This window comes from Streptomyces sp. NPDC031418, from assembly GCF_055581605.1.
Window position 1 is genome coordinate 362,002 of sequence record NZ_JBVIJC010000005.1, and the last position, 22,451, is coordinate 384,452.

General features: G+C 70.7%; 24 protein-coding genes. 13 read left to right on the forward strand and 11 right to left on the reverse strand.

The features are described 5' to 3' along the window. Positions 1 to 11: 11 nt before the first annotated feature. From ACZ5CZ_RS09115 to ACZ5CZ_RS09130, 4 genes are all read right to left on the reverse strand, one after another. Positions 12 to 443: a hypothetical protein gene (locus tag ACZ5CZ_RS09115; RefSeq protein WP_385846148.1), complete on the reverse strand. Its 432-nt coding sequence runs from the start codon at positions 441 to 443 to the stop codon at positions 12 to 14. Further along, complete coding sequence (locus ACZ5CZ_RS09120; RefSeq protein ID WP_385846146.1) at positions 440 to 1,045, reverse strand: PRC-barrel domain-containing protein; 606 nt, start codon at positions 1,043 to 1,045, stop codon at positions 440 to 442. Before ACZ5CZ_RS09120 ends, ACZ5CZ_RS09115 begins: the two co-directional genes overlap by 4 nt. Then, positions 1,042 to 1,188: a hypothetical protein gene (locus tag ACZ5CZ_RS09125; protein ID WP_385846144.1), complete on the reverse strand. Its 147-nt coding sequence runs from the start codon at positions 1,186 to 1,188 to the stop codon at positions 1,042 to 1,044. The genes ACZ5CZ_RS09120 and ACZ5CZ_RS09125 overlap by 4 nt, the downstream gene beginning before the upstream one ends. A 133-nt stretch (positions 1,189 to 1,321) precedes the next feature. Then, entirely contained in the window at positions 1,322 to 1,885 is a 564-nt protein-coding gene (locus ACZ5CZ_RS09130; RefSeq protein WP_385846143.1) for a Dps family protein, read from the reverse strand. A gap of 148 nt (positions 1,886 to 2,033) precedes the next feature. Between ACZ5CZ_RS09130 and ACZ5CZ_RS09135 the strand changes: the two genes are divergently transcribed. The 3 genes from ACZ5CZ_RS09135 (at position 2,034) to ACZ5CZ_RS09145 (ending at position 6,162) form a co-directional block, all read left to right on the forward strand. Next, positions 2,034 to 3,617 carry an FMN-binding glutamate synthase family protein gene (locus ACZ5CZ_RS09135; RefSeq protein WP_468940674.1) on the forward strand — a complete coding sequence of 528 codons (1,584 nt, stop codon included), beginning with the start codon at positions 2,034 to 2,036 and terminating at the stop codon, positions 3,615 to 3,617. Between the two features lie 27 nt (positions 3,618 to 3,644). Beyond that, positions 3,645 to 5,417 (forward strand): thiamine pyrophosphate-dependent enzyme, encoded by a 1,773-nt coding sequence (locus ACZ5CZ_RS09140; protein WP_468940676.1) that lies wholly within the window; start codon positions 3,645 to 3,647, stop codon positions 5,415 to 5,417. 160 nt (positions 5,418 to 5,577) lie between these two features. Beyond that, positions 5,578 to 6,162, forward strand: a complete 585-nt coding sequence (locus ACZ5CZ_RS09145; RefSeq protein ID WP_468940678.1) for a VanZ family protein — start codon at positions 5,578 to 5,580, stop codon at positions 6,160 to 6,162. A 48-nt stretch (positions 6,163 to 6,210) separates the two neighbouring features. Here the strand turns inward: ACZ5CZ_RS09145 and ACZ5CZ_RS09150 are convergent, their stop codons facing one another. Further along, positions 6,211 to 7,740: a diacylglycerol kinase family protein gene (locus ACZ5CZ_RS09150; protein WP_468940681.1), complete on the reverse strand. Its 1,530-nt coding sequence runs from the start codon at positions 7,738 to 7,740 to the stop codon at positions 6,211 to 6,213. 117 nt (positions 7,741 to 7,857) lie between these two features. Between ACZ5CZ_RS09150 and ACZ5CZ_RS09155 the strand changes: the two genes are divergently transcribed. Beyond that, complete coding sequence (locus ACZ5CZ_RS09155) at positions 7,858 to 8,295, forward strand: ATP-binding protein (protein ID WP_468940683.1); 438 nt, start codon at positions 7,858 to 7,860, stop codon at positions 8,293 to 8,295. 210 nt (positions 8,296 to 8,505) lie between these two features. Here ACZ5CZ_RS09155 and ACZ5CZ_RS09160 read toward each other — a convergent pair whose 3' ends face one another. Then, positions 8,506 to 8,991 (reverse strand): MarR family winged helix-turn-helix transcriptional regulator, encoded by a 486-nt coding sequence (locus tag ACZ5CZ_RS09160; RefSeq protein WP_468940685.1) that lies wholly within the window; start codon positions 8,989 to 8,991, stop codon positions 8,506 to 8,508. Positions 8,992 to 9,150: 159 nt separating this feature from the next. Here ACZ5CZ_RS09160 and ACZ5CZ_RS09165 point away from each other — a divergent pair, with 159 nt between their 5' ends. The 7 genes from ACZ5CZ_RS09165 to ACZ5CZ_RS09195 all read left to right on the forward strand — a co-directional run bounded on the left by ACZ5CZ_RS09165 (position 9,151) and on the right by ACZ5CZ_RS09195 (position 16,234). Continuing rightward, positions 9,151 to 10,311 carry a PP2C family protein-serine/threonine phosphatase gene (locus tag ACZ5CZ_RS09165; protein WP_468940687.1) on the forward strand — a complete coding sequence of 387 codons (1,161 nt, stop codon included), beginning with the start codon at positions 9,151 to 9,153 and terminating at the stop codon, positions 10,309 to 10,311. Positions 10,312 to 10,465: 154 nt separating this feature from the next. Next, complete coding sequence (locus ACZ5CZ_RS09170; protein WP_468940690.1) at positions 10,466 to 11,344, forward strand: STAS domain-containing protein; 879 nt, start codon at positions 10,466 to 10,468, stop codon at positions 11,342 to 11,344. Further along, on the forward strand, positions 11,341 to 11,748 hold the full coding sequence (locus ACZ5CZ_RS09175) for an STAS domain-containing protein (RefSeq protein WP_468940693.1): 408 nt from the start codon (positions 11,341 to 11,343) through the stop codon (positions 11,746 to 11,748). The genes ACZ5CZ_RS09170 and ACZ5CZ_RS09175 overlap by 4 nt, the downstream gene beginning before the upstream one ends. Next, entirely contained in the window at positions 11,748 to 12,200 is a 453-nt protein-coding gene (locus ACZ5CZ_RS09180) for an ATP-binding protein (protein ID WP_468940695.1), read from the forward strand. The genes ACZ5CZ_RS09175 and ACZ5CZ_RS09180 overlap by 1 nt, the downstream gene beginning before the upstream one ends. Next, positions 12,197 to 13,243 (forward strand): ATP-binding SpoIIE family protein phosphatase, encoded by a 1,047-nt coding sequence (locus ACZ5CZ_RS09185; protein WP_468940698.1) that lies wholly within the window; start codon positions 12,197 to 12,199, stop codon positions 13,241 to 13,243. Before ACZ5CZ_RS09180 ends, ACZ5CZ_RS09185 begins: the two co-directional genes overlap by 4 nt. Next, a complete protein-coding gene (locus tag ACZ5CZ_RS09190; RefSeq protein ID WP_468940701.1) occupies positions 13,240 to 15,039 on the forward strand; it encodes a PP2C family protein-serine/threonine phosphatase in 1,800 nt (599 codons plus the stop codon). The genes ACZ5CZ_RS09185 and ACZ5CZ_RS09190 overlap by 4 nt, the downstream gene beginning before the upstream one ends. Then, positions 15,017 to 16,234, forward strand: coding sequence for a PP2C family protein-serine/threonine phosphatase (locus ACZ5CZ_RS09195; RefSeq protein ID WP_468940704.1), 1,218 nt, complete (start codon positions 15,017 to 15,019; stop codon positions 16,232 to 16,234). The genes ACZ5CZ_RS09190 and ACZ5CZ_RS09195 overlap by 23 nt, the downstream gene beginning before the upstream one ends. 10 nt (positions 16,235 to 16,244) lie before the next feature. Here ACZ5CZ_RS09195 and ACZ5CZ_RS09200 read toward each other — a convergent pair whose 3' ends face one another. Next, on the reverse strand, positions 16,245 to 16,754 hold the full coding sequence (locus tag ACZ5CZ_RS09200; RefSeq protein ID WP_468940707.1) for a MarR family winged helix-turn-helix transcriptional regulator: 510 nt from the start codon (positions 16,752 to 16,754) through the stop codon (positions 16,245 to 16,247). A gap of 255 nt (positions 16,755 to 17,009) precedes the next feature. Here ACZ5CZ_RS09200 and ACZ5CZ_RS09205 point away from each other — a divergent pair, with 255 nt between their 5' ends. Together ACZ5CZ_RS09205 and ACZ5CZ_RS09210 are read left to right on the forward strand one after the other, a co-directional pair. Then, on the forward strand, positions 17,010 to 17,570 hold the full coding sequence (locus ACZ5CZ_RS09205; protein ID WP_468940710.1) for a hypothetical protein: 561 nt from the start codon (positions 17,010 to 17,012) through the stop codon (positions 17,568 to 17,570). 28 nt (positions 17,571 to 17,598) lie between these two features. Then, a complete protein-coding gene (locus tag ACZ5CZ_RS09210; RefSeq protein WP_468940713.1) occupies positions 17,599 to 18,105 on the forward strand; it encodes a hypothetical protein in 507 nt (168 codons plus the stop codon). Positions 18,106 to 18,195: 90 nt separating this feature from the next. On the opposite strand, the gene ACZ5CZ_RS09215 is transcribed toward ACZ5CZ_RS09210, so the two are convergent. The 4 genes from ACZ5CZ_RS09215 to ACZ5CZ_RS09230 form a co-directional block, all read right to left on the reverse strand. Then, positions 18,196 to 19,173, reverse strand: a complete 978-nt coding sequence (locus tag ACZ5CZ_RS09215) for an aldo/keto reductase (protein ID WP_468940715.1) — start codon at positions 19,171 to 19,173, stop codon at positions 18,196 to 18,198. 147 nt (positions 19,174 to 19,320) lie between these two features. Further along, the gene (locus ACZ5CZ_RS09220; protein WP_468940717.1) at positions 19,321 to 20,310 is read right to left on the reverse strand and encodes a UTP--glucose-1-phosphate uridylyltransferase; all 990 of its coding nucleotides are present in this window, start codon (positions 20,308 to 20,310) and stop codon (positions 19,321 to 19,323) included. Between the two features lie 52 nt (positions 20,311 to 20,362). Next, positions 20,363 to 21,355 (reverse strand): hypothetical protein, encoded by a 993-nt coding sequence (locus ACZ5CZ_RS09225; RefSeq protein ID WP_468940719.1) that lies wholly within the window; start codon positions 21,353 to 21,355, stop codon positions 20,363 to 20,365. After that, complete coding sequence (locus ACZ5CZ_RS09230; protein WP_385848435.1) at positions 21,352 to 22,374, reverse strand: glycosyltransferase family 2 protein; 1,023 nt, start codon at positions 22,372 to 22,374, stop codon at positions 21,352 to 21,354. The genes ACZ5CZ_RS09225 and ACZ5CZ_RS09230 overlap by 4 nt, the downstream gene beginning before the upstream one ends. Positions 22,375 to 22,451 lie beyond the last annotated feature (77 nt).

Below are 22,451 nucleotides of genomic sequence, written 5' to 3' on the forward strand. Positions count from 1 at the left end.
GAGTGAACTCCTCAGGCGGGCTCGACACGTACGACGAGCGCGTAGGACCCGAGGCCGAGGAGACGGTCTCCGGAGATGTCCCCGAGGGCTGTGTAGAGGGTGTGCAGGCGTCCGGTCGCATGGTCGAAGGCGATGTCCTTGACCGTGCCGTGCGCGACGCCGTCCTCGGTCAGTATCCGGTGTCCGAGAGCCTCGTGATGGACGGGGAGACTGCTCTGCCCGGGATCGGCGGCGGTGCGGGAGCGCACGATCACGGCGTCCCGCCCCACCGCCTCGATCGAGTTCCAGGCGATGGTCGTGGCGTGCTTCGGAGCTCCGGACAGGCGCAGGCAGGCGATGCTCCGGCTGTGCGCGTCGATGGTCAGGCCCTCCACCCTGCCCAGGAGTTCGGCCTCGGCGGCGGTGATCACTGGAAGGCCCTGGGCCTGAGTGAACAGCATCATGCAGGGCCCCCTTCTCCAGTGCCGGGGGTACTGGTGTACGACCGTGCCGTGTGCGCATGGAAGGCTTCGACCTGGGCGCTGAAGCTGGGCAGGTCGTCGGCGACGAAGTGCGGGGCGTGTGCGGGGACGACCAGCGCTCGCCCCGAGACGGCCAGCGTGTCTCCGCGTGGAATGAAGACCTTCCGCTTCCGTTGGTCCAGGTTCTCGTTGGAGCCGATCTCGAAGCCGACCACGCGCCCGCCGGCGCCGGCCTCGATCACGACATCCAGGACGGTACCGACCTCGGTGCCCTGGTCGGTGAGGACGGGCGCGCCGATGACCCGGCCCTGTCCGGCTTCGCCGGACCCCACGGCCATGCCGCCCTTCTCCAGGACCGCCTCACTCGGAACCATCACGGCGGACGGCCCGATGGCGTGCACTCCCGGGAAGGGCAGGATCTTCTTGAGCGGGCCGGCCAGCAGACCGCGCCCGCTCAGGGTGAAGCCGGTGATCCGGCCCGCCCGAGCGTCGAAGACGGTGTCCCTGATCTGGGCGACCGCCTCGCCGCCCAGCGTCACGACCACCCGTCCGGTCAGTTCCGAGGCGAGCATGAGGGTGTTCACCGCGGACCCTCCCGGCCGGGCCGGTGGGCCGTGCGTACCGCGATCACCGTGCCGCTTCGGCGCCTGGCCTGCACCACCAGCGTCGCGGCGGTGAGCAAGCCCACCACCGCGATGAGGAGAACAACCCAGCTCCACCACACCATTTGCCGACCTCCTCGTACCGTCTTCACCATGGCCGTCGTTCTGTCCGGCGGTCCCTGGGCTATCCACTTGCCCGCAGGACGGATGTGCACGCCTGGGGACCGCCGGCGGTGGGGTGGGGGGGGCTGGGGCCGCTCAGCCCAGTTCGGCTCCCTTGGCCGCGGCCTCCTCCTCCGTCCGGGCCTGTCCGGTGGCGAGACTGCCGCCCGCGCTCTCCAGGTGGGCCCGCACGAACCACTGGAACTGCTCCAGGTCGCGCAGCTGCTCGATGAGCAGGTCCTCCGTGGCGGGATCGATGTCACCCGCTTCCTTGATCGCGGCGCGGACCCCTTCGATCACTCCCGTGTAGACCAGATCGAGCGCACCCAGATGGGCGATCGCGTCGGCCCTTCCGATGGAGTAGTCGTCCCAGGTCCGCTCGGCGACGAGCGCTCCCGGCGTTCCCTGTGCGACGCCACCGAGCGCGGCGATGCGTTCCGCCACGTCGTCGGCCATGTCCCGGACGCGGTCCACCTGCGGGTCGACCATTTCGTGCACGGCGATGAAGTGCGGCCCGACGACGTTCCAGTGGACGTGCTTGAGGGTCAGGTGCAGATCGTTGAGGGCGTGCAGGCGCAGCCGGAGCAGACCGATCAGCCGGCCGGCGGCCTCGCGCCCGATGCCGGGGACCGTGTACTTCGGGGTCGGATCCTGCGTCATGACTCACCTCGGTTTTCGACGGAGTGCGTGGTTGCATCTCCACGCGTGCCCCGGTTCGCCCAGGTCAGACATGGGCCGTACCGACCTGGACGGGTGCGGTGCGCGGTTGCCGTGCATGGTGAGGGACAACCCGGCAATGCGGGGATGTGTGACTCGTGTGGGAATCGTGCTCCTGACTCTGGTGACCGGCCTCGGGGCTGTGGCCGCGGCGGTCGTCATCTCGCCCTTTTGGCTGTTCGCGGCCCTTCCGCTCACGTTCTTGGGTGCTCTGGGCGCCTGGGACCTGGTACAGCGTCGGCACTCGGTGCTGCGCAACTATCCCGTCCTCGGTCATGTCCGCTTCCTTATGGAGCGCATTCGTCCAGAGCTCCAGCAGTACTTCGTCGAGCGGAACTACGACGGACGCCCCTTCGACCGGGACGTGCGCAGCATCGTCTACGAGCGCGCCAAGGGCACCGACGCGGAGGAGCCGTACGGCACCGAACGGGACGTCTACCAGCCCGGTCACGAGTTCTTCGTCCCGTCGATGGCGCCGTGTCCGGTGCCGGAGAACCCGCCCCGTGTGCGGATCGGCGGCCCGGACTGCGACCGGCCGTACGACATGGCGCTGCTGAACGTCTCGGCGATGAGCTTCGGCTCACTGTCCGCCAACGCGGTTCTCGCGCTCAACGGGGGTGCCGCCGCCGGAGGTTTCGCCCAGGACACGGGCGAGGGCGGGCTGTCCGAGTATCACCTCCGTCCGGGAGGCGACCTCGTATGGGAGATCGGCACCGGGTACTTCGGCTGCCGTACCGAGGAAGGCGGTTTCGACGCGGCCGAGTTCGCCGCCAAGGCCGCACACGACCACGTCAAGTGTGTGTCCCTGAAGCTGTCGCAGGGAGCCAAGCCCGGTATCGGAGGTGTCCTGCCGGGGGCCAAGGTGAACGCCGAGATCGCCCGGGTCCGGGACGTGCCCGAAGGGCGGACGGTCGTCTCCCCGCCGTATCACCGGGTGTTCTCCACCCCGCGCGAACTCGTGCGTTTCATCGCCCGCATGCGCGAGTTGTCCGGTGGCAAGCCCGCCGGATTCAAGCTGTGCGTGGGCTCGCGGCGCCAGTTCCTGGCCGTGTGCAAGGCCATGCTGGAGGAAGGCACGTCGCCCGACTTCATCGTCGTGGACGGCGCCGAGGGCGGGACGGGTGCCGCGCCGCTGGAGTTCGCGGACCATGTGGGCACCCCGCTCACCGAGGGCTTGCTCACCGTGCACAACGCCCTGGTGGGCATGGGCCTGCGCGACCGGATCAAGGTCGGTGCGAGCGGCAAGATCGCGACTGGCGCCGACCTGGTCAAGCGCATGGTGCAGGGCGCCGACTACGGAAACGCCGCGCGGGCGATGATGTTCGCCGTCGGGTGCATCCAGGCACAGAGGTGCCATACGAACACCTGCCCCACCGGCGTCACGACCCAGGACCCCCGCCGCGCCCGCGCCCTCGACGTCGGCGACAAGACGGCGCGCGTCCAGCGCTTCCAGGAAGCGACCGTGGCCGGCGCGTTGCAGATCATGGCGTCCATGGGCGTCACCGACCCCGCGGACCTGCGCCCGCACATGCTGCGCCGGCGCGTCGACCCCTTCACCGAGCGCTCCTACGAGGAGCTGTACGAGTGGCTCGCGCCAGGGCAGCTGCTCGCCGAGCCGCCGGCCTCCTGGGCGGCCGACTGGAAGGCCGCCGACCCCGACCGCTTCACCGTATGACCCGACCGTTCGACCTGGAGGACTCACGTGCCCCGTACTGTTGCCCGCGTCATCGTGGACGCGCTGAGCGAGCTCGGCGTGCGCCAGGTGTTCGGCGTCGTGGGAGACGCACTCAATCCCCTGACCGACGCCATCCGCACCACCGAGGGCCTGGAATGGGTCGGCTGCCGGCACGAGGAGGCCGCGGCCTTCGCCGCGAGCGCCCAGTCGCAGCTCACCGGAACCCTCGGCGTGTGCATGGGCACCGTCGGACCCGGTTCCGTCCACCTTCTCAACGGACTGTACGACGCGGCCAAGAGCCATGCTCCGGTCCTGGCCATCGCCGGCCAGGTTCCGCTCGCCGAACTCGGCACCGACTACTTCCAGGAGGTCGACAACGACGCCGTCTTCACCGATGTGGCCGTCTTCCGCGCGACCGTCACCTCGCCCGACCAACTGCCGCAGATGCTGGAGACGGCGGTGCGCAACGCGCTGGGGCGCAAGGGCGTCGCCGTTCTCACCGTGCCTGGCGACCTGGGCGAGCGGGAACTGACCGCCGACCGGCCCGCCAGGTTCTCACTGACCCCTGCGGTGAGCCGGCCGGACGACACCGCGGTCCGCCGCGCCGCGGAACTCCTCGACCGCTCCGAACGCGTCACCCTGCTCGTCGGGGAGGGCGCCCGCGCCGCCCGCGAGAACGTCCTCACCCTCGCCGACCGCCTGGCCGCACCGATGGTGCTCACGCTGAAGGCCAAGGCCGGATTCGAGGGCGACACCAACCCCTTCCAGGTCGGCCAGACCGGGCTGATCGGCAATCCCGCCGCCGCGGCTGCCCTCCAGGATGCGGACACCCTCCTGCTGCTGGGAACGGACTTCCCCTACCGGGACTGGTATCCCGAGGGCCGGACCGTGATCCAGGTGGACACCGAGGCCGCCCACATCGGACGCCGGGTGCCGGTCGACGTCGGGCTCGTGGGGGATACCGGCGCCACCGTACGCGACCTCCTGGACCACCTCGCCGCCGAGCCCGCCGGGTCGGCCGGTTCCGCAGGCGCACGCGACCGCTCGCATCTGGAAAAGGCGCGAGAACGCTTCGACCAATGGCGCACCGGTCAGGCCCGGCTCGCCGACCCCTCGCACGACAGGGGCCTCGTCGGCCGCGTCCGCTCCGCGCTGGACAACCGCTCCCACGACATCCGTCCCGAGGTGCTGGCCGCGGCCGTCGACCGGATCGCGGCCGATGACGCCGTCTTCACCTCCGACACGGGTATGGCCACGGTGTGGCTCTCGCGCTTCGTCGAGATGCGCGGCGAGCGACGCCTCATCGGCTCGTACAACCTCGGCTCGATGGCCAACGCCATGCCCCAGGCGCTGGGTGCCCAGTGCCTGGACCGTGAGCGCCAGGTCGTGGCCTTCTGCGGCGACGGCGGTCTGAGCATGCTCCTCGGCGACCTCATGACGCTGAAGACGTACCGCCTTCCCGTCAAGCTGATCGTCTTCGACAACCGCCGGCTGGGCATGGTCAAACTCGAACAGGAGCAGGCCGGCCTGCCCGAGTTCGGCACGGTGCTCGACAACCCCGACTTCGCCGCCGTGGCCGAGGCCATGGGCATCACCGGCATCCGCGTGACGGACCCGGCCGACGTCGCGAGCGCCGTGCGACGCGCCTTCCGTGACCCCGGCCCGGTGCTGCTCGACGTCCTCACCAACCCCGACGAGATCGCCGTCCCGGCCAAGCCGACCGTCGAGCAGGGCTGGGGGTTCGCGGTGGCCAAGGTGAAGGAAGCCATACGCAGCCACGGAGAGCCGACGGGGAACTGAGCGTTCGTCAGCATGCATTGAGTGCGGCTCATGAACGCGGGTATACGGATTCGCGTGCCGGGCTGAGAGGCGTCCCGGACGTTGGCCGACATGGCTGACGACACCTTGCTCCCCGGAGAATGTGCCGGACCAGTGGTTGGGACAAGTCATGCGGCGGACAATGACGCGCGAGTCGGATGCCAAAGCGAAATCCGTCAGTAATCCACCTTCACGCAGGCTGCTCAGTCCGTGGGCGCGGGCCCTGCTCATGCTTGTCGCCCTGGTGGGGATGATTCTCTTCGCGGTGGTGCTGGCCAGGTTGACCCTGGAGCCGAAAGCGGCATCGGCGTCCTTGACGCACAACAACCTGCGCCCGGGTGGCTCGATCCGCGCGTACCTGGACCGGCCGGGGGTTCAGGACGCCGTCAAGCAACTCGGCGGCAACATTGTGCTCGGTATGCCGTTCGGCCTGCTCCTGCCCGTTCTGGTTCCTCGTGCCCGCGGTCTCCTTCGCGTCGCGGCCGTCACCGCCCTGGTGATGCTCCTGGTGGAACTGATACAGGGCACCTTGATCACCGGGCGCGCCTTCGACATCGACGATGTACTCCTCAACACCTTGGGCGCCCTGCTGGCCTACCTGCTGCTCGGCCGCCGCCTCGGCCGAGCCGTCCACCCACGGCGGCACCACTGGTGGCACCGAATCGCCCCCGGAACCCACCGGCCAGTGACGGCCGAACTCTCGGAACGTCCCGGTGAGAGGGCGTGAGTCAGCCCTCTCGGCATGGTCGTCACCGGCCCGTCTCCGTGGGCGCGCCTAGATGGTGGCCGGGGGATCGTCTCCTGCCGGGCGGTACACGGTCAGGGCCTCGTCGAGCTTGTCGAGGAGGAGAGCGGGAGGGGCGTCGGTCACCTCGCCGTCGTAGGCCATGCAGGCCTCCTCGGGCAGGCCGGAGATCACCAGACGCTTCGGTGTTGCCGCCGCGTAGAAGGGTGTCCTCGTCAGGCGGCCGACGCATGCTGCCGCCAGAAGGCGGGTGCGGGCGAAGCGGCCGGCATGGGCGACCCGTACGTCGAGCATGCCGTCGGCCAGGTCGTGGCGCCGGACCGGCGCGATGCCGACGCTGCGGTACACGCCGTTTCCTGCGAAGAGCAGCCACAGGGATCGGCGGTGTCCGTTCAGCTCGACCTGGAGGGGGTCCGCCTGGCGCAGAATCCGGGCGACGCCGAGGAGGGCAGCCGGCGGCCCACCGATCCTTGGGGCCCATCGCTCGCGCAGCCGTACCAGTTCCGGGTAGGCGCCGATACTGAAGGTGTTGAGGAAGTAGACCGGCTCGGCATCGCCGTCCGCCGCGCGCAGAGGCCTGATCCGGCCGACGTCGGTACGGACGGCACGGCCCTGCATCACCGCGGTGCAGGCGTCGGCCACCGTGTCGATCCCCAGATCGGCGGCGAAGTGGTTGAACGTGCCGCCGGGGAGCACCATCAGAGGCACGTCCGCCCCGAGCGCGGCCGTCGCGGCGGCGTTCACGGTGCCGTCGCCGCCGCACACTCCCAGCGCACCGTCGCGGTTCGCAGCCTCTCCGGCCGCCTTCGCCAGCACCTTGGCCAAGGGCCCGGCCTCCTCGTCGTAGAACACGACTTCGGCACGCGGCAGCAGTGCTTTCAACTGCCTGACCGGGGCAGCCAGTTGCGGCTGACTCCCGGAAGACGGGTTGACGACGACGACCAGCCCCTCGCCGTCGGGGAGCGCGGGCACGTCCACCCGCGGCCTGGCCGGCGGCGGCATCTGCGTGCGGGACGGTACCAGGCCGCGCACCGCATAGGCCGCGCCCACACCGAGGGCTGCACCGGCCAGGACATCGCCTGGATAGTGGACTCCGGTGTAGACACGGGAGAAGGCCACTGATGCGGCCAGCGGAGCCAATGCGCCGCCCCACCGCGGCGATTCGAGGGCAACCCCCGCCACGAACGCCGCGGCCGAGGCGGCGTGCCCGGAGGGGAAGGAACTGGTGATGGGCTGACGAGGCAGATGCCGCACGACCGGTACGACGTCCAGTATCGGCCTGGCCCGGCCGACGGAGCGTTTGGCGATGGTGTTCACCGTGGCGGACGCGAGCGCCAGTGATGTCATTCCGCGGACAGCGGCCCGGCGGCCCGGCGCCCCGCCGAGGACCCACATACCGAGGGCGGCTCCGCCCCACAGCAGGCCGTGGTTGGCGCTCCGGCTCATCCTCGGTAGCACCGCTTCGGCTGCGGGCCACTCACGCGCCGCCACCTGCTGGAACAGCGACTGGTCGGCGGCGCGTAGGAGACTCCTGATGCGGTGCCGGGTTCGATCATTCATTGCCCCCCTTTACCCCGCCGAGCGCCTCACACTCTGGGACGGACCGAGTCACTGTCCACTCATCGGGCGAACATCTCTCGCCCTGTCGCGGGAAGCCGATGAAGGAGGACAACAACCGTGGCGCTGCCCGAGGGAGGAACAGTGATCGACCCCGATGCCGGAGAAGTCACCCGCGCTCCACGGCGCCTGGTACTCCGCAACCGTTCCGACGCTGCGGCGAAAGCGCGGCAGGCTTGCCGGCGGTTCGTGCGCCGGCTCGCTCCTCCGGTCGACGACCGGGCCGCCCAGGACGTGGATCTCGTCGTGACGGAACTCGTCACGAACGCGGTGCGGCACGCCCGCGGCGCGACCTGCGTGCTCAGCCTCGACGCGCGGCCGGACGCCGTCGAGGTGACCGTCCTCGACTCGGATCCCGAGCCGCCTCGTCCGCGTGCTCCGGACTTCAGCGGACGCCGGGGCGGATTCGGCTGGCCCATGATCCGCCGTCTGGCGGCAAAGGTCACCGTGGTGCTGGTCCCCAACGGAAAGGCCATCTGTGCCCTGGTTCCCAGGTGACTCGCACGGCTGGGGCTTGGTGACCCACAGATGGCATTGACCACAGTCGGCTTGAGGCGGTCTCGGGGTATCCGGATGTCAGAGGGCCCCAGGCGTCACTTGTCATTTGACAATAATGACCCTAGGGCAAGAAAGTAGCCGTGTCGTGCTGCACGGGGAAGGGTGTGGAATGTTCCGGTGGGCGGACACTCCGGTGGCGCGGCCCGGTATTCAGGCGGTCTGGTCGTCCGGGTGCTGGGCCTTGTCCTGTATCTGCACCGCCGCCGCGTCGCAGAACGCCTCCAGCCCCTCCAGCAGTGCCATGCGTTTGCCCGCGGGCATGAGTGCCAGCACGGCCTGCAGCTCCTGTTCCCGGCGTGCGCGCAGGTCGTCGAGGAAGGCGCGGCCCCGGCTGCTGAGGTGCAGTCGCACCTCGCGCCGGTCGGCCGGGCTGACCACACGCTCGACGAAGCCGGCTGCGACCAGTCGGTCGCACAGCCGGCTCGTGGAGGGCGGCGTGGAGGCGAGGGTGTCACAGAGCGTGCGCAGGTTGATACCGTCCTGGTGCTCCAGGGTGAGCAGCACCCGCATCTGGGACGCGGACGCCGGGGCGGTCGACGCCCGGCCCCACAGGACTTCCAGCAACTCTCCGGCCGTCGCGGTCACACGGGCGACCTCGACGGGTTCCGGGCGGGGGCGGAAAGCAGCCACTGTCACACTCTCGCAGGCACTGGGACGGCCGCCAGCCTACTAGGCGCTCGCAGCGGCCAGAGATGGTTCGGACGGCTTGGACGGCTTGGCGCGGCTGAATGGTACGGCCTCGTCGTGTGAACGGGGTCGGTAAGTGTCCGCCGAATGATTGGTGTGTTTACCATCGTGAACAGATTTGTGACCGCCGAGCGCGCCCTGCGCACGGCGGCACCCCATGAGTTGCTCGACGCTGTCCGTCGGGTGCTGATCGAGCAGTACGCGGCCGAGTCCGTGGAGCTCTTCATGGCCGACTACGGCCTGACCGTGCTCCAGCCGATGTCGGTGCTGCCGCACACCACGGAGCCGGTGTCCGTGCACAACAGTGTGGTGGGACGGGCTTTCGGGGCCCAGGAACCCCTCGTCGAGTCCGCCATCGACAGCCGTGTGCGCGTGCACCTCCCGGTCAGTGTGCGCGGGGACCGGCTGGGTGTGCTGTCCGTGACACTGCCGGACGACGGCGGGGTGCACGGCCTCCTGGACGAACTCGCGGACATCGCCGAGGTGCTCGGCCACGAGGTGCTCGTGGCCGAGCGGGACACCGACATCTATCTACAGGCGCGGCGCAAGGACCGGCTCACCCTGGCCGCGGAGATGCAGTGGCAGCTGCTGCCCGGCCGTTCCTGCTCGCGCTCCGAGTACGAGCTGGGTGCGCAGCTGGAGCCGGCGTACGCGATCTTCGGTGACAATTTCGACTGGTCCGCCACGGCCGACCACCTGATGCTCTACGTCACCAACGGCATGGGGGAGGGCATAGAGGCTTCCCTGCTGACCAACCTGGCCCTCAACGCCCTGCGCAACGCCCGGCGCGCCGGGATCGCCATCGATGACCAGGCCGCACTGGCCGACCAGGCGGTCTATGCCCACTACCAGGGCCGCTGCTACCTGTCGGTGCTGATGTTCGACTTCGACCTCGCGACCGGGCACGCCAAGGTGGTCGACGCCGGCTCCCCGCAGCTGCTGCGGCTGCGTGACGGCAAGGTCGAGCGCGTCACCTTCGACGCCCAGCTGCCGCTGGGCATGTTCGAGGAGACCGACTACGTGGCCCAGGAGTTCCGGGCCGAGCCCGGGGACCGGCTGGTCTTCGTCAGCGACGGGGTGCACGCGGTGGCCGACTCCCGGGGCGAGGCCTACGGCGATGCCGCACTCGCCCGGGCGATCCAGGCCACCCGACTGCTGCCGGCCGCCGAGGTACCGCGCGCCATCCTCCGGGAGTTGACCGGGCACCGCGGCCGGCCCGCGCCCGACGACGACGCCCTCGTGGTCTGCCTCGACTGGCGCGGACGCTGACCGGACCGGGGTCGCGCAAGCTCCTTCTCGATATGTGTCGATCGTGTGTAGTTTGCACCACATCCTCGGCGTGAATGTTTGTCATGAGGCAATAATCGCCTCTTGTGGATGGCCGCCCGGCGGCCGCTGATCCTGTACAGAGGAGACGATGTAGGTGTCGGAGCAAGAGGCGGTCGCGTCGACGACGCGCCGGCTGGGGACCTTCCTGGAACGCCGCCGGGAGCAGATCGCTCAGCGCTGGGCCGATGCCGCGCTCTTCCGGACGGTCTTCACCGTCTCGCGCGACGAAGCCGTGGAGGCGTGCAAGGCCGTCGTGGACGCGCTCTCCGAAGTGGCGTCGGCCGGGAGGCTGGAGGACATCGAGGCGCCGGGATTCGAGAGCGTCCGCGAGCAGCTCGGGCGTATGTCCGGCTCCCGGACGCGCACGGGAGCGGGCCCCGCGCAGATCGCGGACGAGGTCGCCGCGCTGCGGGCGCCGGTCGTCGATCTGCTGCGGGCCGAGTTCTCCGACCCCTCCGCTCCGGAGGCGGCGGAGAGCCTGCTGGCGCTGACCGCCCTGATGGGCACCCTTCGTCTGGTGGTGATGCAGACGGCGCTCAGCGCGGGGGAGGAGCTGATCGCGCGGCAGCGGCAGCAACTGCTCGAAGTGGCCACCCCGGTGATCAACCTCTGGGAGGGCGTCGTCGCCGTGCCGCTGATCGGCACCCTGGACAGCGCCCGCAGCCAGGTGGTCATGGAGGCCCTGCTGGAGGGCATCGTCAGCCAGCGCGCCCGCTACGCCATCCTCGACATCACCGGTGTGCCCACGGTCGACTCGCTCGTCGCCCAGCACCTGATGAAGACGGTCGCCGCCGCCCGGCTGATGGGCGCCGAATGCATCGTCTCCGGCATCCGTCCGGCCATCGCGCAGACCATCGTGCAGCTCGGCATCGATCTGGGTTCCGTTCTCACCCGCGCCTCGCTCGCCGACGCCCTCGCCTACGCCCTGGGCCAGCAGGGCATCGAAGTGTCCCCGCGTGCGAGCCTGACGTGACCGGTCGTCGCCCGGAGTACGCCGCCGCGGTGCCGGTCCTGGCCCTGGGGGAGACCCTGCTGGTCACCCTCCAGGGCGAGCTGCACGACAGCCTGGCCGAGCAACTCCAGCACGACATCACCCAACGCATCGCCGACAGCGGCGCGACCGGTGTGGTCATCGACATCTCCGGTGTGGAGATCGTCGACTCCTTCCTGGGACGTGTCCTCGCCGAGATCGCGGCCAGTGCCCGTCTGCTGGCGGTCCGTACCGTCCTGGCCGGTATGCGACCGGCCGTGGCGATCACCCTGGTCGAACTGGGCCTCACCCTGCCCGGCCTGGCCACCGCCCTCGATGTCGAACGAGCCCTGGAAGTGCTCGGGCAGCCGCCGAGCACTCTGGGCGGACGCGAGAGGGGGACGTGATGCCGGCCTCCGACCCTGACACGGTGACGACCCTGCCGATCGGCTCGGACGCGGACCTCGCCTGGGTACGTCAGCAGGTACGCCAGTCCGCGGCCGAACTCGGCTTCGGCCTGGTGATGCAGACGAAACTGGTCACCGCGGCCAGCGAACTGGCCCGTAACACCCTGATCCACGGCGGCGGCGGGCAGGTGGAGATCATTGCGCTGACCCGGGGCGCGACGCGCGGGCTGCGGCTGTCCTTCGTCGACAACGGCCCCGGGATCCGCGATGTGGAGCTGGCCATGACGGACGGATACACCACGGGCGGCGGCCTGGGGCTCGGCCTGAGCGGCGCCAAACGCCTCATGGACGAGTTCGAGATCGACACCGGACCCGGCCGGGGCACCACCGTCACCGTCATCGCCTGGACAGCGGGCGTGCCCGCGGCTCGCTCGGGGGTGCGACAGCGATGACGCGCGTCTGGGACATCCCGGTGCACGACTCCACCCGCGTTCGGGACGTCCGGGTGGCGGCCGAGGCGGCCGGCACGCATGCCCGCCTCGACCCGCACCGGATCGCGGTCGCCGCCCTGGTCGCCACCGAGCTGGCGACCAACCTGCTCAAACACGCCGGCGGCGGGCGGATCGTGATCGACCTTGTCGACTGCCCCCGAGGGGACGCCCGTACCCCGGCGGTGCAGCTCACCGCCCTCGACCACGGCCCCGGCATCCGCGATGTCGACGCGGCCATGCGCGACGGCTACACCACCAGCGAGGCGTCGCTCGGTGCCGGTCTGGGCACATGCCTGCGCATATCCAGCGCCTTCGACCTGTACAGCACCCACCGGGGCACCGTCGCCGTGGCCCGCATCGACCAGAGCCCCGGACGGGAGAAGAACCGGCCGGTCCTGCGGGCAGGAGGAATCAACGTCCCGCTCGCCCAGGCCGAGCACTCGGGAGACGCCTGGTGCTCGATCCGATCGGGTCCCCGCCTGACCCTGATGCTCGCCGACGGCCTCGGCCACGGCGCCAAGGCGGCGGACGCCTCCGGTGCCGCGGTCGACGAGCTGCACCGCGCCGCACACCTGCCGCCCGCCGAGATCATGCGCCAACTGCACCCTGCCCTGCGGCGCACCCGCGGCGCGGCCGTCGCCGTCGCCCAGCTGAACACGGACACCGCGGAACTCGCCTTCGCCGGAGTCGGCAACATCGGCGCCCGGCTGTACACCGGCGGCTCATGGGAGCACCTGGTCTCCCACCCCGGCATCGTAGGCGCCCACTTCCCGGCGACCGTACCCGTGCAGCGCCGGTCCTGGCAGCCGGGCAGTCTGCTCGTCCTGCACAGCGACGGACTGCCCAGCAGGTGGGTGCCGCCCGACGATCCCGGTCTCCTCATCCACGACCCGGCGGTCGTCGCTGCGACCATCCTGCGGGATGCCAACAGCCCCGCCAGTCCCGTACGCGACGACACCAGTGTGGCCGTCCTGGCCTTCGACCCTGCGGACCGGCACCCATGACCACGCCAGACGTTCGGAAGATCACCTCCGCCACGGAAGCCGCCCGCGCCCGGACCTTTGCGGCGCTCCTCACCACCGCCCTGGGCGCTCCCGAGGTCGAGCGGGCCCGTTTCCTCACCGAGCTCACGGCGCGGCTGCGCCAGTGTCTCGGTCAGGGCGGTGCGGAACTCACCCTCACCGTCCAGGAGGCCGGCCCCGGCAGCGCCGGGCAGGTCCAGGCCGTCGTACGACCCACCCCGCCGACGCGCGAGCAGATGCCGCCGTGGCGGCTCACGCTCGCCTGCCCCGGGCCGCCGGCACACGAGTTGCCCGTCCCGGCGGCCCTGGACGACGCCGACCCCGCCGAGGTCGTCCTCGCGGCGGACGAGGAGACCGCGGCGGTCCTGAACCGGCTCGACGAGACCGAGAAGCTGCTCGTCCTGCACCGGGAGGAACTGCACCAGACCAACCAGGGCGTGCTGGCCCTGCACGCCGAGCTGGACGCGGCCGCGCTCACCCAGCGCACACTCCTCGACGCCGAGCGGGCCGCGCGGGCCGAGGCGGAGAAGGCACGGCGCCTGCTGACCTTCCTGGGCGACGCGAGCGCGGCGGTGACCGCGTCCCTGGACCACAGGGACATCCTGCGGCGCCTTCCCGAGCTGCTGGTTCCCGAGTACGCGTGCCATGTCGACGTGTGGATCTTCGACGACGAACAGGCGGACAGGAACCGTGCTCACTCGGCCGCCGCGGTGGCCGCTGCCCGTACCGATCGCCCGCAGCACGCGGCACCCTATCCGGGAGGACTCTCGGGTATCGACGACCTCCCGCCCTCGGCGATGAACCCCACCGGGTCGGTGCTGAGCATTCCCCTCACCGTGCGCCGGACGCTGGGTGTGCTGACCCTCATCCCCCACGGCGACCGCTTCGACCCGGACACCGGCGTCATGCTGCTGGAACTGGCCCGCCGTACCGCCATCGCCCTGGACCACGCCCTGCGCTACGAACAGCACCGGGACACCGCCGAGGCACTCCAACGCGCCCAGCTCACCGACCTGCCCACCACCGACAGCCTGCGCCTGGCCGCTCGCTACCTGCCCGCCACCCGCGGACTCAACATCGGCGGAGACTGGTACGACGCCTTTCCCCAGCCCGACGGCAGCCTGCTGACGGTCATAGGAGACGTCACCGGACACGGGCTGCGCGCCGCCGTCATGATGGGCGAGCTGCGCACCGCCCTGCGCGCCTACGCCGTCGAGAACGACAGCCCCGCTCAGATCCTCAGCCGCCTGCACCGCATGCTCCACCACCAGCAGCCGAACCTGTACGCGACCGCCATGATCGCCCGTTTCCGGCCGGGTGATCCGCACGTCGTGTGGTCCGCCGCCGGACATCCGCCGGCCGTGGTCCGCATGCCCGACGGCGGCGTGCGCGTCCTGGACACCAAGCCCGGCGTCATGCTGGGAGTCCCCCTGCCCTTCGAGTACGAGGACCACACGGCCGAACTGCCGGCCGGCTCGACGCTCGTCCTGTATACCGACGGCCTGGTGGAGAGGCGTGCCGACGGAATCGACCCGGGGATCGAGTTGCTCAGCCAGACCCTGGCCGCCTTGGACGAGCCCGAACTGGAAGATCTCGAAACCTGCGCCGAGTCACTGCTCAAACCGCTGCTGCACGACTCCGAACGCGACGACGACGTCTGTCTCCTGCTGTGCCGCACCACCACGCCGGAGGTCCTGCCCGAGCGCTCGGGAACGGGCCCTCGCCGCGATAGCGTGGAGGCCACAAGGGGAGAGGGTGGACGCCGTGAATGCCTCTGAACCGTTCCCGTCCGCGGAGAGCCTGCTGCGGGCCGTCCCGCCCCACGCGCTCGTCGCCACCGCCGCCTCGTTGCTGGCCAAGCGCTTCGGTGCCCAGGACGTCACCCTGCTCCTGGCCGACTACGGCCTGACAGTCCTGCAACCGGTCACGCACCTGCCGCACACGGGCGAACCGGTCTCCGCGTACGAGGGTCCGGCCGGCACCGCGTTCACCAGTCAGAAGCCGGTGGTCGAGGTCATTGCCGACACGACGACGGAGCGGGTTCACCTGCCCATCACCGTCCGCGGTGACCGGCTCGGCATCCTGACCGTTCGGGTACCCGCCACCGCCGCGGACCCGGCCACGGTGCTCAGACTCGGTGAGTTCGCCACGGCCCTCGGCCACGAGGTGGTCACGGCCGGCCGGGACACCGACCTGTACCTTCAGGCCCGCCGTACCCGCCGTCTCACCCTCGCCGCCGAGATGCAGTGGCAGCTTCTGCCGGGGCGCGGCTGCGCCCGCCGGGAGTACACCATCGGCGCCCATCTGGAGCCGGCCTATGCCGTCGGCGGTGACAACTTCGACTGGAGCACCAGCGCCGACCACCTCACCCTCACCGTCACCGACGGCATGGGTCAGGGCATCGAGGCCTCGCTGCTCACCAGCCTCGCCGTCGGCGCCCTGCGCAACGCCCGCCGCGCCGGCCTCGGCCTCGCCGACCAAGCCGCCCTGGCGGACCAAGCCGTATTCGCCCAGTACGGCGGCAAGGCATACGCCTCGACGCTTCTGCTGCGCTTCGACCTGGACTCCGGGACCGTGCGCGCGGTCGACGCCGGCTCACCGCAGCTGTACCGCCTGGGCGCCACGGGCATCGATCTGATAGAGCTGGAAGCACAGCTCCCGCTGGGGATGTTCGAGGAGACCCCGTACGAGGAGCAGACCTTTCAGGTGCAGCCAGGGGACCGCCTGGTCGTCATCAGCACCGGCGTCCACGGCACCCGCTCGGCCACCGGAGACCTCTTCGGGGAACGCGCCCTGCGCCAGATCCTGAGCGCGACACGTCAGACCACGCCGCATGAGACGGCGCGCGCGGTTGTCGCCGGGCTGATCGAGCACTTCGGCAGCAAGGACCTCACCTCCGACGCGGCGGTCGTCTGCCTCGACTGGACGGGCAGGAGCACCGATACGGCGCGGCTCACCCCCGAAGCCGCCTGACCCCTCCCCGTCACTGGGCGTCCGGCGGTTCTCCCGGCAGGGGCCGCGCTCCCCTCTGAGCGGCGAGAAAGGCCCTCATACCGCGGCTCAGCGCCGACCGCTCCGCCGGCTCCATGGCCGTCAGCGCGACCGTCAGCGCCTGGGCCCGCCGCTGTGCCACGTCCTCCAGGACCCGGCGTCCCTGCGCGGTGAGGCTCAGCCGCACCTCGCGGCGCTTCTCCGGATGCAGCGCGCGTTCCAGCATCCCCGCCGCCTCCAGCCGGTCACAGAGCCGACTGGCCGTGGGAAGCCCTATGTCGAGCCGTTCGGCCAGGGTCGTGAGGTTCAGCCCCGGTGCCGCCTGAAGGGCCCGCAGCGCCCGCAGCTGGTGCAAGGACAGACGAAGGGCCGCCTCCTGCGCGGCCAGCGACCACAGGTTCGTGAGACTGTCCACGGCATCGGCGATCTCCAGCGCGACAGCGTCCGGGCCATCGCCCGCTCCCTCCACACGGTCGCCGCCGGGGTCGTCGAGACGGGTCACGAACACATCGCTTTCAGTGAGATCCGCATACTGTGGAGACAATTCTCATTCAATCGCTGTACCCGAAGAAATGAGGCGCAAGCAGCCTGCTGCGGCGCTGGGCGTCGTCCGGACGCCGGCTGATGCGAACGTTCCGAGTCGATCTGGGACGTACACGGTCCGGTGGTGAAGTATTTGTGACCAAACCTCGGGTGAAGTCGGTGGAAATGGGGACATGGAGGATGCATATCACTACTCCCTGAGGAGCGTGCGCCCATGTCGACGGGAACGCTTCTGGCGATCATCATTCCCATCGTGGTGGTGATCGCTCTGGCCGCTGTGGCGGTCTCACTGCTGATGCGACGCCGTCACCTCCGTGAGCGCTTCGGCCCGGAGTACGAACGGACGGTCGAGGGATCCGACAGCCGGCTCGCCGCCGAGCGTGAGCTCCGGGAGCGCGAGAGGCGACACGACTCGCTGGAGATCAAACCGCTGCCCCCCGTCTCACGGGACCGCTACACGCGGGAGTGGAGCAGCGTCCAGGAGGAGTTCGTCGACCGGCCGGAGGACGCGGTGCACGACGCCGACCGGCTGGTGACCTCCCTCATGCACGAGCGCGGATACCCCACCGAGGGGTTCGAGCAACAGATGAAGGACCTGTCGGTGGAGCACGGCGCCACGCTGGAGCACTACCGGGCCGCGCACGAGGTGGAGAGCCTCTCCACCCGTAGGCAGGCGACGACCGAGCAGTTGCGGGGTGCCATGGTGCACTACCGCGCCCTGTTCGACGAGTTGCTCTCCGACGGCGGCGGCCGGGCGCGATCCGCCCCGACCTGACCGCGATCACAACCCGCAGAGGAACGCCATGCAGAGAAACGAGGACGCGGACCGCACCACCGGCGGTCTGTCCACCGAGGACCTCGCCCAGACGACCGACACCGGCCTGGGCGCCGAGCCGGAGGAGACCTCCGGGGGCGCCCCTGTCTATCCGGGCGAGAGCACCGGGACGCCGAGCGAGGGCGGCACGTCCGTCACCGGCGGAGCCGATGCCGAGGTCGCGGAGTCCGAGACCCCGCAGGCCACGGGCGCGTCGGACGACGAGACTCCGCAACTGCTGACGGACGACGAAGAGCGAGCCTTCCGCGACCGCTGGCAGACGATCCAGAACAGGTTCGTGGACGACCCCCGCGAGGCCGTGCACGACGCCGACGCCCTCGTCGCGGACGTCATGCAGACCCTGGCCTCCACCTTCGCCCAGCACAAGAAGGACCTGGAAGGACAGTGGAGCCAGGGCGAGAAGGTGGACACGGAGGAGCTCCGGGGAGCGCTGCGGCGCTACCGCTCCTTCTTCAACCGCCTGCTCAGCACCTGAGCCCGGGATCGCCCCGGGCCGGAGAACAGGCCATGGCGCCCCCTTCGGCCCGGGCCGCCATGGGCTCGTTCTCCTGGCCGGTGCCCCGGCTTACCGGCCCAGCAGGGCGTCGATCTCGCTCAGTTCACCGGCGGTCAGCGGGGGCCGGCCGAGGGCAGCGGCGTTCTCCTCGACCTGTGCGACGGTGCGGAAGCCGGGGATGGGCACCGTGTGCGGACTGCGCGCCCAGATCCATGCCAGGGCGCCCTGGGCCAAGGAGCGTCCGCCCGAGGTCAGGATCTCGCGCACGGCGTCACGGCGCTTGAGCCATTCGCCGGCCGGGGCGCCGTCGGCGAAGTACCGCATCCACGGTGGTGCCTCGTCGCCCCGTACGTCGTCCTGGGCGAGTCGGGTGCCAGTGGTGTACTTCTCGCTGAGCAGCCCCATGGCCAGCGGACTGCGGTTGACGCTGGCCCAGTTGTGCTCGGCGACCAGGCGCAGCATGTCCGGCGCGTCGTTCAGCACGTTCAACTCGTGCTGGACGGCGGCGAAATGGGGACCGGCCAGCGCGGTGGGCAGGGTCGGATCGTCGGTGCTCCACCCGTAGTGGCGGATCTTGCCCGCCGCGACCAGGGCCTCCAGCGCGCCCTGCATCTCCTGCGCCTGCTCGGCGGAGGCGCCGCCCAGATGCCACTGGTAGAGGTCGATGCGGTCGGTGCCGAGCCGGGTCAACGACGCCTCGACAGCGCGCCGGACATGAGCCGGGCTCGGGTCTTCGCCCGTGATCCGGCGGCTGCCCTCGTCGAAGACGTTGCCCCACTTGGTGGCGATCAGCACATCGTCGCGGTGACCGGCCAGGGCCGCGCCCAGGATGCGCTCACTGTGCCCGGTGCCGTAGACGTCGGAGGTGTCGAAGAAGCGGATGCCCAGGTCCACGGCCCGGCGCACCGCCCGGGTGGACTCCGCGTCGTCGACCTTGCCCCAGCCGGCCGGGGTGTCACCGGCCCGGAATGGGCCGCCGATGGCCCAGCACCCCATGCCCAGGGGGGGAATGGCGGTGTCACCGATGAGGCGGTGCGCTTGCGTCATCTTGGCTCCAGACACGTGGGAAGGGCCCTGGTACCGGGGCAGCGTAGAAGAACCTTGGACGGGCCGCCGGGCGGATCCGTGGGCAGAGAAGGATGGCCGGTGGGACGGGTACGACACAGTACGGGGAAGTACGCCGCGCGGGGACCGTTACCGGCCACGGCCGGTTGCGGAGAGGGGGCCGGCCGGCAGCCCCGGGTGCGGCGCCCGAGGCCGCCCGAGGGCTCCCGGTAGCGCCTCGGCCCCCGGCTCGACCATCCGGGAGGTGACGTAGGCGGTCAGCCACTCACTGAACTCCGTCCCCAACTCCGAATGATCGCAGGCCAGTTGTACCACCGAGCGCAGGTAGTCAAGGCGGTCGCCGGTGTCGTAGCGGCGGCCGGAGAAAACCACGCCGTGCACGGAGCCGCCGGCCGCCAGCGTCTCCAGGGCGTCCGTCAGCTGGATCTCGCCGCCGTGCCCGGGGCCCAGCCTCTCCAGTACACCGAAGACCTCGGGCTGGAGCACATAGCGGCCGATGACCGCGTAGTTGCTGGGCTGGGCGCCGGGCGGCGGCTTCTCCACCAGGCCGGTCACGCGCACCACGTCGCCGCCGTCGGCCCCGGCGATCCGGGCGCAGCCGTACAGGTGCGTCTGGGCGGGATCGACCTCCATGAGGGCGATGACGCTGCCCCCCATGGCCTGCCGCACGTCGAGCATCCGGCGCAGCAGGGCATCCCGCGGGTCGATGAGGTCGTCGCCGAGGAGGACCGCGAAGGGCTCGTCACCGATGTGGGAGCGGGCGCAGAGCACGGCGTGGCCCAGGCCGCGGGGCACCTTCTGCCGGACGTAGTGGAGGGTGCCGAGTTCGCTGCTGGCGCGGACCTTGGCGAGTTTGTCACGGTCACCGCGCTGCGCGAGGACGGACTCGAGTTCGAAGTTGTGGTCGAAGTGGTCCTCCAGGGAGTGCTTGTTGCGGCCGGTGATCATCAGCACGTCGGAGAGGCCCGCCGCGGCGGCCTCCTCGACGACGTACTGGATGGCCGGCTTGTCGACGACCGGCAGCATCTCCTTCGGAGTGGACTTGGTCATCGGCAGGAACCGGGTTCCGAGGCCGGCGGCGGGGACGACGGCCTTGGTGACGGGGGGATGCGCGAACATGCGTACCTCTCTCATGGGGAGCAGGCGGCAAGGAGGGAGAGATGTGCCCGGCTCAGACTTCGGAGGGGGCCGAGGGCGCCAGGTCCGCGGTGCGCCCAGGGCCGTCCGGGGCCGGACGCGGCCCGCGGCGCGCCAGCAGCGCCGCGGCGGCCAGTCCGGCGAGCGAACCGGAGACCTCGGCGAGGGTGCACGCCAGCCGGCTGACGACGACGGCCGTCACGGTCTGCTGGGTGGTCAGGACGGGAGCGAGCGCCAGGGTCAGCACGACCTCGCGGACCCCGGCGCCGTCCGGGACCACCAGCACGAGCATCCCGGCCGCGGAGGCCAGGGCGAAGCCGCCCACGCACAGCAGTACGGTGTGGGCGTCCAGCGGGCCGCTCAAGACGGCCACGATCAGCGCCAGATGCAGCCCGCCGACCGCCCAGGACACCACCTGCACGATGATCGACCGGCGCAGCAGCCCCTCCGCGAACGGGGCCTGTGGCGGTGGCCTGCGCAGCACCCGGGCGATCGCCCCGGCCAGCATCAGCACCAGCCGGGGCCGGTGCAGCAGCACGCCGAACAGCGCGAGTCCGAGGACGAGCACGACGGCGGAGTGGTCCATGACGGCCGGTGCCGCGGCGATGCCCACCACGCCCGCGGTCAGCAGCACCAGCGCCGAGTTCAGCGCGTACGCGGCGATCATGCGGGCCGCGGGCACACCGCTGGCCCGCCCGGTGTGGACGCTGGCCAGACCGCTCCAGAACGGGCCGGGGAGGTACTTGCCCAGCATCGCGGCGCCGTAGATCCGCATCGTGGGCCCGGCGCCGAGCGGATGACCCAGACCGCTGAGCAGACTGCGCCAGGCCGTCATGCCGAGGGTCAGCCCGGCCAGGTCGAGCACGGCGGCGCCGGCGAGCACGGCGGGAGCGTCGCCGCGGGCCAGGAAGTCGGCGACCCCGCCGGTGGAGTCGCCCAGCGCCCGGTACATGCCGTAACCCGCGGCGACCACGAACGCGGTCGTGACGACGGCCCGCAGGGCCCGGCGGCGGGACAGTGAGGTCATCCGGTCTCACCGCCCAGGCCGGCCGGTTCCGGCCGGCGGCGTGCCGTCGGGGTCCCGAAGTCGGTGAAGACCATCCGCACGACGCCCCAGAGCGCCCCCAGACCGATGGTCATGTTGACGAGCAGATGGCACAGCAGGAAGAACGGCAGGAAACCGGAACCGCGGTGGCGGCGCACCACGCCGAGCAGTCCGGGATCGGAGAAGACGAAGCCGGTCAGTGCTGCGAGCGGCGCCAGCGTCCACCAGGAACCCGCGGCGACCAGCGGCAACGTGACCAGGGTGAGCATCGCCGTTGCGACACCGCCGGTGGTGTTGACCCGGAGCGCGCCCTTCTTGCGGCGGTGCGCGGCGCCGAACGGCACCAGGAACTGCGAGCGTCGGAAGGACTCGCGCAGCATGCGGCCCATCCTCGACTCCTCGTCGTGCCAGGCGACGATCCGGTCGGTCAGCAGGATGCGGTACTTGGCGGAGAGACGGTCGCTGTACTCCACGTCCTCCGCGTCGCGCAGGGTGGTGTCGAAGCCGCCGACCTCGTCGAAGACCCGTCGCGGCATCGCGGTGGCGACGAAGATGACGGTGGATGTCTCGCCCAGCGCCTTGGTGCGCCAGTGGTGGGCGTGCAGGGTGCGATACCACTCGACGGGGCCGTCGTCGATGAGCGGTTCGGGGGCGAAAACGCCGTGCACACAGCCGAGTCCGGGGTCCTCGGTGAGGAGGCGCACCGCCTCCTTGACGGCGTTCGGCGCGATGGTCTCGTCGGAGTCGAGGAAGAACAGGATGTCGCCGCTGCTGGCCGCCACGGCGGCGTTGCGGGCGGCGGACACCCCGCCGTTGGGGTTGAGGTGCAGCACGGTGCAGGGGAACTCGGCGGCGATTTCCCGCGAGGCGTCGGTGCTGTTGTCGTCGGCCACGATCACCTCGTGCAGAGGATATTCCTGATCGAAGACGGACTTCAGACAGAGCCGCAGTGTCCTGGCGTAGTTGTAGTTGGGGATGACGACCGAGACGGTGGGTTGCACGAGGCCGGGCCTTTCGGTTCAGCGGTCCACGAGTCGCGGGACGGCGGCCGGACAGGGGCCGCCGTCCGGCCGGGCCG

Bases quoted from the DNA above. Each gene is read 5' to 3' on its own strand.
- ACZ5CZ_RS09185 (WP_468940698.1), top strand. From the start codon at position 12,197: ATGACGCGCGTCTGGGACATCCCGGTGCACGACTCCACCCGCGTTCGG.
- ACZ5CZ_RS09210 (WP_468940713.1), top strand. From the start codon at position 17,599: ATGCAGAGAAACGAGGACGCGGACCGCACCACCGGCGGTCTGTCCACC.
- ACZ5CZ_RS09190 (WP_468940701.1), top strand. From the start codon at position 13,240: ATGACCACGCCAGACGTTCGGAAGATCACCTCCGCCACGGAAGCCGCC.
- ACZ5CZ_RS09180 (WP_468940695.1), top strand. From the start codon at position 11,748: ATGCCGGCCTCCGACCCTGACACGGTGACGACCCTGCCGATCGGCTCG.
- ACZ5CZ_RS09150 (WP_468940681.1), bottom strand. From the start codon at position 7,740: ATGAATGATCGAACCCGGCACCGCATCAGGAGTCTCCTACGCGCCGCC.
- ACZ5CZ_RS09130 (WP_385846143.1), bottom strand. From the start codon at position 1,885: ATGACGCAGGATCCGACCCCGAAGTACACGGTCCCCGGCATCGGGCGC.
- ACZ5CZ_RS09205 (WP_468940710.1), top strand. From the start codon at position 17,010: ATGTCGACGGGAACGCTTCTGGCGATCATCATTCCCATCGTGGTGGTG.
- ACZ5CZ_RS09125 (WP_385846144.1), bottom strand. From the start codon at position 1,188: ATGGTGTGGTGGAGCTGGGTTGTTCTCCTCATCGCGGTGGTGGGCTTG.
- ACZ5CZ_RS09115 (WP_385846148.1), bottom strand. From the start codon at position 443: ATGATGCTGTTCACTCAGGCCCAGGGCCTTCCAGTGATCACCGCCGCC.
- ACZ5CZ_RS09220 (WP_468940717.1), bottom strand. From the start codon at position 20,310: ATGTTCGCGCATCCCCCCGTCACCAAGGCCGTCGTCCCCGCCGCCGGC.
- ACZ5CZ_RS09145 (WP_468940678.1), top strand. From the start codon at position 5,578: ATGACGCGCGAGTCGGATGCCAAAGCGAAATCCGTCAGTAATCCACCT.
- ACZ5CZ_RS09225 (WP_468940719.1), bottom strand. From the start codon at position 21,355: ATGACCTCACTGTCCCGCCGCCGGGCCCTGCGGGCCGTCGTCACGACC.
- ACZ5CZ_RS09215 (WP_468940715.1), bottom strand. From the start codon at position 19,173: ATGACGCAAGCGCACCGCCTCATCGGTGACACCGCCATTCCCCCCCTG.